This is a genomic window from Streptosporangium sp. NPDC000396 (assembly GCF_042898655.1).
Taxonomy (GTDB): domain Bacteria; phylum Actinomycetota; class Actinomycetes; order Streptosporangiales; family Streptosporangiaceae; genus Streptosporangium.
In genome coordinates this window covers 1-14,965 of the sequence record NZ_JBIAZA010000035.1, presented here as the reverse complement: position 1 = coordinate 14,965, position 14,965 = coordinate 1, and the positions used below count along the sequence as shown (strand labels likewise).

13 protein-coding genes are annotated in these 14,965 nt (G+C 69.6%); 11 read left to right on the top strand and 2 right to left on the bottom strand.

Translation table 11 applies throughout. The features are described from left to right. The first annotated feature begins 78 nt into the window (after window positions 1-78). A complete protein-coding gene (locus tag ACFY2X_RS39070) occupies window positions 79-321 on the top strand; it encodes a hypothetical protein (RefSeq protein WP_389948129.1) in 243 nt (80 codons plus the stop codon). Window positions 322-338: 17 nt separating this feature from the next. Here the strand turns inward: ACFY2X_RS39070 and ACFY2X_RS39065 are convergent, their stop codons facing one another. Continuing rightward, window positions 339-1,592, bottom strand: coding sequence for an MFS transporter (locus ACFY2X_RS39065; protein WP_389948128.1), 1,254 nt, complete (start codon window positions 1,590-1,592; stop codon window positions 339-341). Window positions 1,593-1,713: 121 nt separating this feature from the next. Then, a complete protein-coding gene (locus tag ACFY2X_RS39060) occupies window positions 1,714-3,375 on the bottom strand; it encodes a class I adenylate-forming enzyme family protein (protein ID WP_389948127.1) in 1,662 nt (553 codons plus the stop codon). 268 nt (window positions 3,376-3,643) lie between these two features. Here ACFY2X_RS39060 and argC point away from each other — a divergent pair, with 268 nt between their 5' ends. From argC to tyrS, 10 genes are all read left to right on the top strand, one after another. Further along, window positions 3,644-4,666, top strand: a complete 1,023-nt coding sequence (gene argC, locus ACFY2X_RS39055; protein ID WP_389948126.1) for an N-acetyl-gamma-glutamyl-phosphate reductase — start codon at window positions 3,644-3,646, stop codon at window positions 4,664-4,666. Further along, entirely contained in the window at window positions 4,663-5,817 is a 1,155-nt protein-coding gene (gene argJ / locus ACFY2X_RS39050) for a bifunctional glutamate N-acetyltransferase/amino-acid acetyltransferase ArgJ (RefSeq protein WP_389948125.1), read from the top strand. The genes argC and argJ overlap by 4 nt, the downstream gene beginning before the upstream one ends. Next, complete coding sequence (gene argB, locus ACFY2X_RS39045) at window positions 5,814-6,806, top strand: acetylglutamate kinase (protein WP_389948124.1); 993 nt, start codon at window positions 5,814-5,816, stop codon at window positions 6,804-6,806. The genes argJ and argB overlap by 4 nt, the downstream gene beginning before the upstream one ends. Before the next feature lie 56 nt (window positions 6,807-6,862). After that, the gene (locus tag ACFY2X_RS39040) at window positions 6,863-8,011 is read left to right on the top strand and encodes an acetylornithine transaminase (RefSeq protein ID WP_389948230.1); all 1,149 of its coding nucleotides are present in this window, start codon (window positions 6,863-6,865) and stop codon (window positions 8,009-8,011) included. Beyond that, the gene (argF, locus tag ACFY2X_RS39035) at window positions 8,004-9,026 is read left to right on the top strand and encodes an ornithine carbamoyltransferase (protein WP_389948123.1); all 1,023 of its coding nucleotides are present in this window, start codon (window positions 8,004-8,006) and stop codon (window positions 9,024-9,026) included. The genes ACFY2X_RS39040 and argF overlap by 8 nt, the downstream gene beginning before the upstream one ends. Beyond that, a complete protein-coding gene (locus tag ACFY2X_RS39030) occupies window positions 9,011-9,517 on the top strand; it encodes an arginine repressor (protein WP_389948122.1) in 507 nt (168 codons plus the stop codon). Before argF ends, ACFY2X_RS39030 begins: the two co-directional genes overlap by 16 nt. A 67-nt stretch (window positions 9,518-9,584) precedes the next feature. Continuing rightward, entirely contained in the window at window positions 9,585-10,784 is a 1,200-nt protein-coding gene (locus tag ACFY2X_RS39025; protein WP_389948121.1) for an argininosuccinate synthase, read from the top strand. A 40-nt stretch (window positions 10,785-10,824) separates the two neighbouring features. After that, window positions 10,825-12,243, top strand: a complete 1,419-nt coding sequence (gene argH, locus ACFY2X_RS39020) for an argininosuccinate lyase (RefSeq protein ID WP_389948120.1) — start codon at window positions 10,825-10,827, stop codon at window positions 12,241-12,243. Continuing rightward, a complete protein-coding gene (locus tag ACFY2X_RS39015; RefSeq protein ID WP_389948119.1) occupies window positions 12,243-12,893 on the top strand; it encodes a DNA-3-methyladenine glycosylase in 651 nt (216 codons plus the stop codon). The genes argH and ACFY2X_RS39015 overlap by 1 nt, the downstream gene beginning before the upstream one ends. A 163-nt stretch (window positions 12,894-13,056) precedes the next feature. Further along, entirely contained in the window at window positions 13,057-14,325 is a 1,269-nt protein-coding gene (gene tyrS, locus ACFY2X_RS39010; protein ID WP_389948118.1) for a tyrosine--tRNA ligase, read from the top strand. Window positions 14,326-14,965: the final 640 nt, after the last annotated feature.

Here is a 14,965-nt window from a genome sequence, read left to right as displayed (position 1 = left end):
GAGAAGGTCCCGACGGCCATGCCGCCGGGACCTTCTCCTTCAGTGAGGCCTCAGCGAGGCTTCAGTGAGGAGGAGACGTTGAGACACCTGCTGGTGTTCGCCGATCGTGACGACGCCGAGGAAGTCGCGGAGACGGTGGCCGAGGAGTTTCCGCAGATGATGCCCACGGTCGTCCGGGAGACCCTCGCGGGCGAGGACGACGCCGAGGACGCCCAGTGGCTGGTGGTCGTCGAGGACCACGACGACACCCTGCCCCCGGAGGACGTGGCCCGTCTGGACGCGCTCGCCGAGGAATACGACGGCTGGCGCGAGTCGGACTGACAGTCCCGGCCGGTGTGTCAGACCTCGGCGAGGGCCTCACGACGGGTGCGTTCCCTGATCGCGTGCTCGTCGGTGCGGGCGTCGTAGCTCCGGAACCCGGGCAGGAGTCCCGCCATCGCCGCCACCGCGCCGACGCACAGCAGGCCGCCCGCGCCGAGCGAGAACCGTGCCCCGCCGAGCTGGGCCATCAGGCCGGCCCTGGCGTTGCCGAGCATCGGGCCGCTGGTGTAGGAGAGCAGCTCGATGCCGGCCAGGCGGCCCCGGAACTCGTCGGGGATGGTCTGGTTCCAGATGGTGGAGCGGAAGACGGCGCTGATCATGTCGGCCGCTCCGGCCAGTGCCAGGCAGGCGAAGACGCCCCAGACGGCCGGCATGACCGCCGCCAGCGCCACCGCGGCGCCCCACACCAGGGCCGCCACGATGACGCCGAGGCCGTGCCGGTGGATGCGGCCGGTCCAGCCGGAGGTGACGGAGGCGACGAGAGAGCCGACGGCGGAGGCGGAGAAGAACAGGCCGACCGCCTCGGGGGAGTGGAACTCACCGGCCAGGAACGGATACAGCGCGGTGGAGAACGCGAAGATCATCGCGGCGATGTCCACCAGGTAGGTGCCCATCAGATCCGGGCGGCCCACGGCGTAGCGGACGCCGTCGATCAGCGACCTGAGTGACGGCGGGGGAGCGTCTTCGGACTGCGGTGGGGCCTTCACCAGCCAGAGCAGCACCAGGGAGACCAGGAAGGTCGCCACGTTCACGCCGTACGCGACGGCGACGCCGAACCAAGTGGCGATCAGGCCGCTGAGTCCGGGGGCCACGATGGCACCGAGGTTCCAGCGGAAGCTGCTCAGCGCGGCGGCCGCGGTGAGCTGGTCGTGCCTGACCACGCGGGGTATCAGTGATTCGATGCTGGGCCGTTGCAGGCTGCCGAAGCCCGCGGTGAGGGCGCCGACCACGTACAGCACCCAGACTTGAGGGCGCGGAAGCATCGCGTTGACCATCAGGATCAGCACCGTGACGCAGAGCCCGAGCTCGGTGTAGAGGATGATCTTGCGCCGGTCCAGCGCGTCCGCGATGGCCCCGCCCCAGAGTCCGCACACCACCATCGGCACGAACTCGGCCACGCTGACCAGGCCGACCGCCAGGTAGGAGCCGGTGAGCTCCTTCATCTGCAGGGGGATCGCCACCAGCGTGAGGAAGCTGCCGAACATCGTGACCACCCCCGAGCCGAAGAGCAGCCGGAAGTCACGGGAGTCGCGCAGGGGACTCAGATCCATCTTCAGATGGCGGATCAGCGCTCTGAGCGATCGGTCAGGGGTTTCGGGCACGGACAGACAGTGTCGGCGGTGACCTGCGCCGAGGCAAACGGTTTTCGGACAGGTCACCGCCGTGCGGGCCTCAGGAGCCCAGGACCTCCTGGCGGAGGCGAGTCTTGAGGATCTTGCCGCCGGGGTTGCGCGGGAGCTCCGTCTCGCGGATCCAGAACCGGGCCGGGACCTTGAACGCCGCGATCCGCTCGCGCAGGAAGGACTGCAGCTCCTCGGGGCTCGCCGGGGCGGCCAGCCGTACCACGGCGCCGACCTCCTCGCCCAGCTCGTCGTGGGGGATTCCGATCACCGCGACGTCGTCCACCGCCGGGTGCTCGAACAGCGCGGCCTCGACCTCGGCGCAGTAGACGTTCTCGCCGCCGCGGATGACCATGTCCTTGGCTCGGTCCACGATGAACACGAACCCCTCGTCGTCGATCCGCGCCATGTCGCCGGTGTGCAGCCAGCCGCCGACGAAGGTCTCGGCGGTGGCCTCGGGGCGGTTCCAGTAGCCGAGGATGACGTTCGGGCCGCGCAGGCAGAGCTCGCCGACCTCGCCGACCGGCAGCTCGTCGCCGAGCGGGTCGGCGATCTTCACGTCGACCACGGCGATCGGCAGGCCGATGCTGTCGGGCTTGGCCTGGTAGTCCATGCCGCCGTTGTGGATGGTGAGCGCCGTGGTCTCGGTCAGGCCGTAGCCGTTGGAGGGGGAGCGGTTCGGCAGCAGCTCGGTGATGCGCTCCAGCAGCTTCGGCGGGGCCGGGGCGCCGCCGTACCCGAGGGAGTTGAGGCTGGAGATGTCGAACTTGGCCAGGCCGGGGTGGGACAGCAACTGCCACACGTTGGTGGGCACGCCGCTGAAGGTGGTGACCTTCTCCCGTTCGATCAGCTCCAGGGCCCGCCCGGCGTCCCATTTGTACATCAGCACCAGGCCACCGCCGCTGAACATACTGGTGGTCATCACCGCGAAGCAGCCGGTGACGTGGAAGAGCGGCACGGTGAGCAGGGTGACGCGGCGCTGCCCGGCCGCCTCCGCCGGGTCCTTGCCGGCCCGGACCACGCTGCGCAGCAGGCCGTAGGCCACGGTCATGGGCGACTGACCGAGGTTGCGGTGGCTGCCGAGGGCGCCCTTGGGCCGACCCGTCGTGCCGGAGGTGTAGAAGATCGTGGCCGGGTCCTCGGGTGAGAGCTCGACCTGTGGCAGTGTCACGTCGGCCTCGACCGATCCCAGCACGTCCTCGAACGAGCGCGCGCCCTCGGGGACCTCGCCACGGGCCACGATCAGCGACCGGGCGAGGCCGGCGAGCCTGGCGGCGCGCTCGCCGTCGGCGATCAGGACCTTGGCTTCGGAGTCCGACAGCCCGAACTCCAGCTCCTGCGCCGTCCACCAGGCGTTGAGCGGTACGGCTATCGCCCCGGCCGCCAGTGTGGCGGAGAAGGCGATCACCCATTCCGGGTAGTTGCGCATGGCGATCGCCACCCGGTCGCCCTTGGCCACGCCGTACTCCTCCACCAGGCGCCGTGCCAGCGTGGCCGCCCTGCGGAAGTGCTCCTCGTAGGTGATGTGCTCGTCCTCATAGACCAGGAAGACCGCCTCGCCGTGGAACCGGCTCAGCTCAAGGAGCGCGCGGAAGTGGCCGGGGGCGTGTTTCCAGGTCCTGACGGTGCCACCGTGGCCGGGCACCTCGTCCATCTCGAAAAGCTGTCCGGGGCCGGTGAGCTGGGCCCGGACCTGGTCATGGGCGACAGTCATACGTTCGTACTCCTCGGGGGCGGAGGAACGGGAACCGTCACGATACCGACCGGTAAGTATGTCGCAACAGTGCCGAAACGTGAGTAGTGGATCACTCGCAAGGCCGCTCGCCGGTGAATGTTAATTTTTGCGAACTTTCAACCTGTCTGTGCGCTTTGTGCTTGCGGGGTGGCCGGTCGGGCCGCTTGCATGACAATCCCATGGGATGCATAATCTCTCTAGTAAGTCCATGAGTTGAGTTGCATGAATATGCAGATCTGGGGGGCGGATGAAAGCGGCGATCGCCGGTGCCAGCGGCTATGCCGGAGGCGAGCTTCTGCGCCTGCTGCTGTCCCATCCCGAGATCGAGATCGGTGCCCTGACCGCAGGGTCCAACGCCGGCACCACCCTCGGCTCCCACCAGCCCCACCTGGCCCCGCTGGCCGACCGGGTCCTGCTGGACACCACCGCCGACACCCTCGGCGGCCACGACCTCGTCTTCCTCGCCCTCCCGCACGGCCAGTCCGCCGCCGTCGCGGAGCACCTGGGCGACGACACGCTCGTGATCGACTGCGGCGCCGACTTCCGGCTCGCCGACCCCGCCGCCTGGGACCACTTCTACGGCGGCGCCCACGCGGGCACCTGGCCGTACGGCCTGCCCGAGCTGCCGGGCCAGCGCGAGAAGCTGCGCGCCACCAGGAGGATCGCCGTCCCCGGGTGCTACCCGACCGCCGTCACCCTGGCCCTGTTCCCCGCCTTCGCCGCGGGTCTCGCCGAGCCCGACGTGGTCGTGGTGGCCGCCACCGGCACCAGCGGAGCCGGCAAGTCGCTCAAGCCGAACCTGCTGGGCAGCGAAGTGATGGGCTCGGTCAGCGCCTACGGCGTCGGGGGCGTCCACCGGCACACCCCGGAGATGGAGCAGAACCTCTCCCCGCTGGCCGGTGAGCAGGTGAAGGTCTCCTTCACCCCCATGCTCGCCCCGATGAGCCGCGGCATCCTCGCCACCTGCACCGCACCGGCCAAACCGGGTCTCACCGCGCAGACCCTGCGTGAGGCCTACGAGATCGCGACCAAGGACGAGCCGTTCCTGCGGCTGCTGCCGGAGGGGCAGTGGCCCGCGACCTCGATGACCCTTGGCGCCAACACCGCCGCCCTCCAGGTCGCCCTGGACGAGCGCGCCGGACGTGTCGTCGCCGTCGTCGCCATCGACAACCTGACCAAGGGCACCGCGGGAGGCGCGATCCAGAGCGCCAACCTCGCCCTCGGCCTGTCAGAAGAGCTCGGCCTTCCTCTCAATGGAGTTGCCCCATGAGTGTGACCGCCCCCCTCGGCTTCCGCGCAGCGGGCGTCGCCGCCGGAATCAAGTCCGGTGGCGCCCGTGACCTGGCCCTGGTCGTCAACGACGGCCCCTCACGTGCCGCGGCGGGTGTCTTCACCAGCAACCGCGTCAAGGCCGCGCCGGTGCTCTGGTCCCAGCAGGTGCTGGCCGGGGGCCGGGTCTACGCGGTCGTCCTCAACTCCGGCGGAGCCAACGCCTGCACCGGCCCGCTCGGCTTCCAGGACACCCACGCCACCGCGGAGAAGGTCGGCGAGGCGCTGAAGGAGTCGGCGGGCGAGATCGCGGTCTGCTCCACCGGCCTGATCGGCGAGAGGCTGCCGATGGACGCGCTGCTGGGCGGGGTGGACCTCGCGGTCTCCCAGATCAGCAGGGACGGCGGTCTGGCCGCCGCGGACGCCATCCGCACCACCGACACGGTCTCGAAGATCTCCTTCAGGCGGGGCGAGGGCGGCTACATGGTCGGCGGCATGGCCAAGGGCGCGGGCATGCTCGCTCCCGGTCTGGCCACCATGCTCTGCGTGATCACCACTGACGCCGACGTGCCCGCCGACCAGCTCGCCGCGGTGCTCCGCGAGGCGACCAGGGTCACCTTCGACCGGCTCGACGCCGACGGTTGCATGTCGACGAACGACACCGTCCTGCTGCTGGCCAGCGGCGCCTCCGGGATCACCCCGGACCTCGGCGAGTTCGGGCAGATGGTCCGCACGGTCTGCGCCGATCTCGCCCGTCAGCTCCTGGTGGACGCCGAGGGCGCCACCAAGGCGATCGCCATCGAGGTCGTCGGCGCGGCCTCGGAAGAGGACGCGGTCACCGTCGGCCGTACGGTTTCCCGCTCGAACCTGCTCAAGTGCGCCATCCACGGTGAAGACCCCAACTGGGGCCGGGTGCTGTCGGCGGTCGGCACCACCGACGCGGTCTTCGAGGCCGACCGGCTCAACGTGGCCATCAACGGCGTCTGGATCTGCCGGGGAGGCGCCGCCGGAGACGACCGGGCCAAGGTGGATCTGCGCCCCCGCGATGTGACGATCACCATCGACCTGTCGGCCGGCCCGCACTCGGCGACGATCCACACCACGGACCTCACCGCGGCCTACGTCCACGAGAACTCGGCGTACTCGTCATGAGAGCCACCGACGCCCTGACCAAGGCGCACACGCTGATCGAGGCTCTGCCCTGGCTCGCCCGCTTCCACGGCGCGATCGTCGTCATCAAATACGGCGGCAACGCGATGACCGAGGAGCACCTGCGGGAGAAGTTCGCCGACGACGTCGTCTTCCTGCGCTACGCGGGGCTCAAGCCGGTGATCGTGCACGGCGGCGGCCCGCAGATCAACGCCCAGCTCGACAGGCTCGGCATCGAGTCCACCTTCACCGCCGGGCTCCGCGTCACCACCCCCGAGGCCATGCAGGTCGTCAGGATGGTCCTGGTCGGCCAGGTCAACCGGGACGTGGTCGGCCTGATCAACCGGCACGGCCCGCTCGCGGTCGGCATGTCCGGCGAGGACGCCCACCTGTTCACCGCGGTGCGCAAACAGGCCGTCGTCGACGGCACCGCGGTGGACATCGGCCAGGTCGGCGACATCGTCGACGTCGATGCCGGGGCCGTGCAGGCGCTGCTGGACGACGGGCGGATCCCGGTGGTCTCCTCCGTCGCCCGCAGCGACGACGGCACCGTCTACAACGTCAACGCCGACACCGCCGCCGCCGCGCTGGCGGTGGCGCTGCGGGCGTCCAAGCTGATCGTCCTCACCGACGTCGAGGGCCTCTACCGCAACTGGCGGCCCCGCGCCGCCGACGGCCAGGCCGCATCGGGCGGCGAGCCGAGCGACGAGGTGATCGACCGGCTCTCCGCGACCGAGCTCCGCGAACTCCTGCCGAGCCTGTCCAGCGGCATGGTGCCCAAGATGGAGGCATGCCTGACCGCAGTCCAGGGCGGTGTGCCCCAGGCGCACGTGCTCGACGGCAGGGTTCCCCACTCGGTGCTGCTGGAGATCTTCACCGACGAGGGCATCGGAACCATGGTGCTGCCGGACGCCGCGCCGGCGCCGGCCGTACCCAATCTGGTCAAGCGGCGGCTGACCGCCACCATCCGGCTGAACGGGAGCGACGAGTGAGCCTGAACGAGCGGCGCGCCGGAGAGACGCTCAGCGAGCGCTTCGAAGCCGCCTTCATGCCGAACTACGGGATTCCCCCGCTGGCGCTGGCGCGCGGCGAGGGCTCGAAGGTCTGGGACGTCGACGGAGGCGAGTATCTCGACCTGATCGGCGGCATCGCCGTCACCTCGCTGGGCCACGCCCACCCGGCGCTGGTGGAGGCCGTCTCCAGGCAGGTGGCCACGCTCGCCCACACCAGCAACCTGTTCCTGCACGAGCCGGAGGTGCTGCTCGCCGAACGGCTGCTCGGCCTGCTCGGAGCCCCGGCCAGGGTGTTCCTCACCAACTCGGGGACCGAGGCCAACGAGGCCGCGCTCAAGCTGGCCATCAAATACGGCAAGACGAACGGCCGCACCTACTTCGTGGCCGCCGCGAACGCCTTCCACGGCCGGACCCTCGGCGCGCTCTCCCTGACGGGCAAACCGTCGATCCGCGACCAGTTCGGCCCGTTCCCGGTTGACGTCCGGTTCGTCCCGTACGGCGACGCCGACGCGCTGAAGAACGCGGTCACCGAAGACTGCGCCGCGGTCTTCCTGGAGCCCACCCAGGGCGAGGCGGGAGTCGTCCCCCCGCCCGACGGCTACTTCAGGGCCGCCAGGGAGATCTGCGACGCGGCAGGCGCCCTGCTGGTCGCCGACGAGATCCAGTCCGCGATCGGCCGTACCGGGCACTGGTTCGCCCACCAGCACGACGGCATCGTCCCCGACGTGCTGACCCTGGCCAAGGGCCTCGGCGGCGGCATGCCGATCGGCGCCTGCGTCGGCTTCGGCCCGGCGGGCACGATCTTCGCCAAGGGTGACCACGGCTCCACCTTCGGCGGCAACCCGGTCTCGGCCGCCGCCGCGCTCGCCGTACTCGACACGATCGAGAAGGACGGCCTGCTGGAGCACGTCCAGACGGTCGGCGCCCAGCTCGCCGAGGGCATCGCGGCGATCGATCACCCGCTTCTCGGAGGCGTCCGCGGCCGGGGCCTGTGGCTGGCCATCGTGCTGACCGCCGACCGCTCCGGCCAGGTCCAGGCGGCGGCGCAGAAGGCGGGCTTCCTGGTCAACGCCCTGCAGCCCGACGCCGTACGGCTCGCACCCCCACTGGTGATCACCTCCGAGCAGATCGCCACCTTCGTGGCCGCGCTCCCCGCGATCCTTGATGAGGCATCCCATGACTAGGCCGCACGCAGGCTCCGCCCAGGTAAGGCACTTCCTCCGGGACGACGACCTGTCGCCCGCCGAGCAGGCCCAGGTGCTCGCCCTGGCCGAGGCCATGAAGAAGGACCGCTACGGCTACCGCCCCTTCGCCGGCCCGCAGACCGTCGCCGTGCTGTTCGACAAGCACTCCACCCGGACCCGGATCTCCTTCGTGACCGGCATCGGCGAACTGGGCGGGCTGCCCCTGGTCATCGACGCCGGTTCCTCGCAGATGGGCCGGGGCGAGTCCATCGAGGACACCGCCCGGGTCCTGGAGCGCCAGGTCGGCGCCATCGTGTGGCGGACCGGAGGACAGGAGAGGATCGAGGCCATGGCCTCCGCCTCTTCGGTGCCGGTGGTGAACGCCCTCACCGACGAGTTCCACCCCTGCCAGATCCTCGCCGACCTGCAGACCGTCAGAGAGCGCTTCGGCAGGACCGCGGGGCTCACCCTGACCTATCTCGGAGACGGCGCCAACAACATGGCCCACTCCTACCTGCTCGGCGGGGCGGTCGCCGGCATGCACGTGCGGATCGCCGCCCCGGCCGGATACCAGCCCGACCCGGAGATCCTGCGGCGGGCCGGTGAGATCGCCGCCACCACCGGCGGGTCGGTCGCCGTGCTGCCCGACGCGGATGTGGCCGTCGCGGGCGCGGACGTGATCGCCACCGACACCTGGGTCTCGATGGGGCAGGACGGCAAGGAGCAGCGGGTCGCCGACCTGATGCCCTTCCAGGTCAACGCCGAACTGGTGAGCCAGGCGGCGCCCGGCGCGATCGTCCTGCACTGCCTGCCCGCCTACCGGGGCATGGAGATCTCCGCCGACGTCCTCGACGGACCGCAGAGCCTGGTGTGGGAGCAGGCCGAAAACCGGCTGCACGCCCAGAAGGCCCTGCTGCACTGGCTGGTCTCGGCGACGGGACCGGATAAGGGCGCGGAGGGGCACGGCGCGCTCGCCACGACGCCCGCGGAGGAGAACCCATGCCGATTCCCATGACCAAGGCCGCTCGCCAGGCACGGATCGCCGAACTCCTGCAACGGCAGCCGGTTCGCTCCCAGCCCGACCTCGCCAAGCTCCTGCTGGAGAGCGGGGTCGAGGTCACCCAGGCCACCCTCTCCCGGGACCTCGACGAACTCGGCGCGCTCAAGCTGCGCGCGGAGGACGGCTCCCTGGTCTACGCCCTGCCGGGCGAGGGCGGTGGCCGGATCCCGCTGGCCCGGCTCGGCTCCGGCGAGACCCCGGCCGCCCGGCTGAGCCGGATCGCCGAGGAACTGCTCGTCTCCGCCGAGGCGTCCGCCAACCTGGTGATCGTTCGCACGCCGCCCGGCGCCGCCCAGTTCCTCGCCTCCGCCATCGACCACGCCGACTGGGAGTCCATCCTCGGCACGGTGGCCGGAGACGACACGATTCTCGTCATCAGCCGTGATCCGCTGGGCGGTGCGGCGGTCGCCGAGGCCTTGCTGCGGCACGCCGACCGACGTATCTAGCCCGCTCCCGCGGGCTGCCCGAGATCTGACGATCACCTGTGACGAAAGACTTTTGGAGAAACTGATCATGACTGACCGGATCGTGCTGGCCTTCTCCGGAGGCCTCGACACCTCCGTCGCCATTCCGTTCCTCACGGAGAAGACCGGCGCCGAGGTCATCGCCGTGGCCGTCGACGTCGGTCAGGGCGGCGAGGACATGGAGGTCATCCGGAAGCGGGCCATCGACTGCGGGGCCGTGGAGTCCGTCGTCGTGGACGCCCGCGAGGAGTTCGCCACCGACTTCTGTGTGCCCGCCCTGCAGGCCAACGCCCTTTACATGGACCGCTACCCGCTGGTCTCGTCGCTGTCGCGCCCGCTGATCGTCAAGCACCTGGCCGCCGCGGCCAAGGAGTTCGGCGGCACGCACGTCTCGCACGGCTGCACCGGCAAGGGCAACGACCAGGTCCGGTTCGAGGCCGGACTGGCCGCGCTCTTCCCCGAGCTGAAGGTCATCGCCCCCGCCCGCGACTACGCGTGGACCCGGGACAAGGCGATCGCCTACGCCGAGGACAAGGGCCTCCCGATCGAGACCACCAAGAAGAACCCCTTCTCGATCGACCAGAACATCTGGGGCCGGGCCGTCGAGACCGGTTTCCTTGAGGACATCTGGAACGGCCCCACCGAGGACGTCTACTCCTACACCGCCGACCCGGCCGAGCCTCGCGAGGCCGACGAGGTCATCATCAGCTTCGTCGAGGGCGTCCCGGTGGCGCTGGACGGGCGGCACCTGACCCCGTTCCAGATCATCGCCGAGCTGAACCGGCGTGCGGGCGCCCAGGGCGTTGGCCGGCTCGACATGGTCGAGGACCGGCTCGTCGGCATCAAGTCCCGCGAGGTCTACGAGGCGCCCGGCGCCATCACGCTGATCACCGCGCACATGGAGCTGGAGAACGTCACCGTCGAGCGGGACCTGGCCCGGTTCAAGCGCTCGGTCGACCAGCGCTGGGGCGAGCTCGTCTACGACGGTCTCTGGTTCTCCCCGCTCAAGAAGGCCCTCGACGTCTTCATCGCCGAGGCCCAGCAGCACGTCACCGGCGAGATCCGGATGACCCTGCACGGTGGCCGGGCCACGGTCACCGGCCGTCGTTCCGAGGCTTCGCTGTACGACTTCAACCTCGCCACCTACGACACCGGTGACACCTTTGACCAGTCGCTCGCCAAGGGCTTCGTCGAACTCTGGAGCCTGCCCTCCAAGATCGCGGCGGCTCGGGACGCCCGACTCTCCTGAGTGGGCTATGGTCGCGGATTGAACTGGGAGGAGAACAACGGTGACTGATGGTGGTAAGCCCATGCGGCTGTGGGGCGGCCGGTTCGAGGGAGGCCCGGCCGACGCGCTGACCAGGCTTTCGGTGAGTGTGCACTTCGACTGGCGGCTCGTGCCGTACGACCTGCTGGCCTCGCGCGCGCACGCCCGGGTGCTGCACCGCGCCGGGCTGCTCACCGAGGACGAGCTGGAGCGCATGATCGGCGCTCTGGACGACCTTGAGCAGGCCTGCAAGTCGGGTGAGTTCCGGCCGACCGTGGCCGACGAGGACGTCCACACCGCGCTGGAGCGCGGTCTGCTGGAGCGCCTCGGCACGCTCGGAGGCAAACTTCGCGCGGGCCGCAGCCGCAACGACCAGGTCGCCACCGACCTGCGCCTCTACCTTCGTGACCACGCCAGGCACATCGTGTCCCGGCTGGTGGAGCTGGAGACCGCGCTGATGAGCCAGGCCGAGGAGCACGCCGAGACGGCCGCTCCCGGAATGACCCACCTGCAGCACGCGCAGCCGGTCTCCTTCGGCCACCAGCTCCTGGCCCACGTGCACGCCTTCACCCGTGACATCGAGCGGCTGCGTGACTGGGACAGGCGCGCCGCCGTCTCCCCGCTCGGCTCCGGCGCGCTGGCCGGGTCGTCCCTGCCGCTGGACCCGCAGGCCGTGGCCCGCGAGCTCGGCTTCGACTCCGCCGCGCCCAACTCGATGGACGCGGTCGCCGACCGCGACTTCGCCGCCGAGTTCCTGTTCGCCGCCGCGATGATCGGCATGCATCTGTCGCGGCTGGGCGAGGAGATCGTCCTGTGGGCCTCGCAGGAGTTCCGCTGGATCGAGATGGACGACGCCTACTCCACCGGCTCGTCGATCATGCCGCAGAAGAAGAACCCCGACGTGGCCGAGCTCGCCCGGGGCAAGAGCGGCCGTCTCATCGGCAACCTCATGTCGCTGCTGACGACCCTCAAGGGCCTGCCGCTGACCTACAACCGCGACCTGCAGGAGGACAAGGAGCCGGTGTTCGACTCCGTCGACACCCTGCTGCTGGTCCTGCCCGCCATGGCCGGTCTGGTCGCCACCATGCGGGTCAACACCGCCAAGCTGGAGGCCTCGGCCCCTGACGGGTTCGCGCTGGCCACCGATCTGGCCGAACTGCTGGTCCGCAAGGGCGTGCCGTTCCGCGAGGCACACGAGGCGGTCGGCCACCTGGTGGTCTGGTGCCAGGTCAACGACAAGGACTTCGAGGAGCTCACTGACGAGGAGCTCGCCAAGGTCTCACCGCACTTCACGCCCGACTCGCGCGAAGTGCTCTCGGTGCCGGGTGCCCTGGCGGCCCGCAAGGCCCACGGTGGCACGGCACCCGACAGGGTCCGCGACCAGCTCGCGGCGCTCCGCGAGGTCGTCGACGTCCAGGCCGCGTGGGCGAGCGGCGACTGATGCCGGTCAACGGATCCGGCGAGCACCCTCTCGCCGGATCCTCGCCTCTGTCCCGGGAGTTCTTCGACAGGCCCGGGCACGAGGTCGCCCCGGACCTGCTCGGGCGCGTGCTCACGCACGGACCGGTCTCGGTGCGCCTCACCGAGGTCGAGGCGTACGGCGTGCCCGGACAGGACCCCGCCTCCCACACCTACCGCGGCCAGACGCCGCGCAACGCGGTGATGTTCGGGCCGCCGGGGCACCTGTACGTCTACTTCACCTACGGCATGCATTTCTGCGCCAACATCGTCTGCCTCCCCGAAGGGGTCGGCTCGGGTGTGTTGCTGCGAGCCGGTGAGATCGTCTCCGGAACCGAGATCGCCCTGGCCCGCCGGACGGCGGGTGCGGGCCGTACCGTCAGCGCACGTGACCTCGCGCGCGGACCCGCACGCCTGGCCGTGGCGCTCGGCTTCACCCGGGAGCACAACGGGCTCGACGTCTGCCTGCCCGGCCCGGCCGCCGTGCTGGAAGGCGACTCGCCCAAGGCCGGAACGATCAGATCGGGGCCGCGCACCGGGGTCTCCTCGGGGAAGGAGACGCCCTGGCGTTTCTGGATCGACGGAGACCGCACCGTCTCGCCGTACCGGCCGCACGTCCCGCGCCGCCGTTAGGACCCCTGGCTGGGAGGATCGCGCCGCCGGCAGGCCTCATGTCCCCCCGTTCCAGCTGGTCGTCCCGGCCGTAAGGGAGATTACGAGTGGCGAAGCGGTGCTGTGATCGGGCACGCTGTACAGGAGCGATATATGTCCCTTCGAACATTGGAAAGCAAGGATCGTGACCGACATTCTGGATGACCTCGCCTGGCGCGGCTTGATCGCGCAGTCCACCGACATCGACGCCCTGCGCGAGACGATGGCCGAGGGTCCGATCACGGTCTATTGCGGTTTCGACCCGACGGCGCCTTCACTCCACGTCGGCAACCTGGTCCCGCTCCTGACCCTCACCCGGCTGCAGCGGGCGGGGCACCGGGTCATCGGCCTGGTCGGTGGTGCGACGGGCCTCATCGGCGACCCCAGCGGCCGCAGCACCGAGCGCTCGCTCAACTCCTCCGACGTCGTCGCCGAATGGGTCGCGCGAATCCGCGTCCAAGTGGAGAAGTTCCTCGACTTCTCCGAGGAGACCGGGGGGGTTCTGGTCAGCAATCTCGACTGGACCGAGGGCATGTCCGCGATCGACTTCCTGCGCGACGTCGGCAAGCACTTCCCGGTCAACCGCATGCTCGCTCGCGAGTCGGTCTCCGCCCGGCTGGGCGGCGACGGGCTCAGCTACACCGAGTTCAGCTACCAGATCCTGCAGGCCAACGACTACCTGGAGCTGAACAGGCGATATGGCTGCACACTGCAGGTCGGCGGCAGCGACCAGTGGGGCAACATCACCGCGGGAACCGATCTGATTCGCAGGGTAACCGGTAATCACGTGCACGCGCTGACCGTGCCGTTGATCACCAAGGCCGACGGGACCAAGTTCGGCAAGACGGCCGGCGGCGCGGTGTGGCTCAACCCGGAGATGACCTCGCCGTACGCGTTCTACCAGTTCTGGCTGAACGCGGACGACCGAGATGTGATCAAGTTCCTCAAGATCTACAGCTTCAAGTCTCGCGAGGAGATCGAGGAGCTGGAGAAGGCCGCCGCGGAACGGCCCGCCGCGCGGGATGCGCAGCGCGCACTGGCGACGGAGTTCACCACGTTGCTCCACGGCGCCGACGAATGCGCCGCGGTGATCGCCGCATCAGCGGCCCTGTTCGGTCAGGGTTCGCTGGAAGACCTGCCCGCAGGGACGTTGAGTGACGCTCTCGCCGAGGTGCCGCATGTCGAGGTCGCCGCGCTGGGCGCCTCGTTCGTCGACCTGTTGGCCGAGAGCGGGCTGGTGGAGTCGAAGTCCGCCGCCCGCCGGGCGGTCAAGGAGGGTGGCGCGTACCTCAACAACGTGAAGATCACCGATGAGGCTTACGTGCCGGTGGCCGACGACCTGCTGCACGGCCGCTTCCTGGTGCTGCGTCGTGGCAAGCGCTCCATCGGCGGAGTCGAGGTCGTCGCCGGCTGATCCCTCGGCGTGGGTCGCCACCGGCTGGTCTTCGGTGTGATGGAGCGCCGTCCGGGCGACCGCAGTAGACGAAGAGATCCGCAGAACACGCCCTGACGCCCCGGTTCCGGCCGGGGCGTCAGGGCGTTGATTGTGTAACGTTCAGGTCGCGAAGAGCGTGGATTCCCCCGCGAGTCGCCAGTGACCTGCGGGTTCTCCCGGTGCGGCTGATTTGACGACGTCTCAGGGGCGGCTTAGGCTTTTTGATGTCCAGGGAGCGAGACCGGACGCCTGATCGGCGGACGGGCCCCAAGGACGATCCCCACTGAACGAACCTTGATGTTCGGCTTTCGTATAACCATCGGAAGATGAGATGGTTTGACGAGGTCTGAATGTCAGGGTAAGTTTAGAGGGTTGCTCTAGAGATGGAGCAGCAAAAACCCTAGTCAAGTTTCGCCGGTTTGTGGCAAGCGCTCCGAAAATGGGCAGTTTGACACGGAAATGGCAAGCGGGCTAAGATAGAAATACGAAATGGAACGCCCCGAAGGATCGGCCGAATGACCGAAACGACGGTGTACGCGTCCGTTTCTTGAGAACTCAACAGTGTGTTAAAAGCCAGTGCATGAAGCACAACCCCGTCCCACCCACCAAGGTGTGGGGG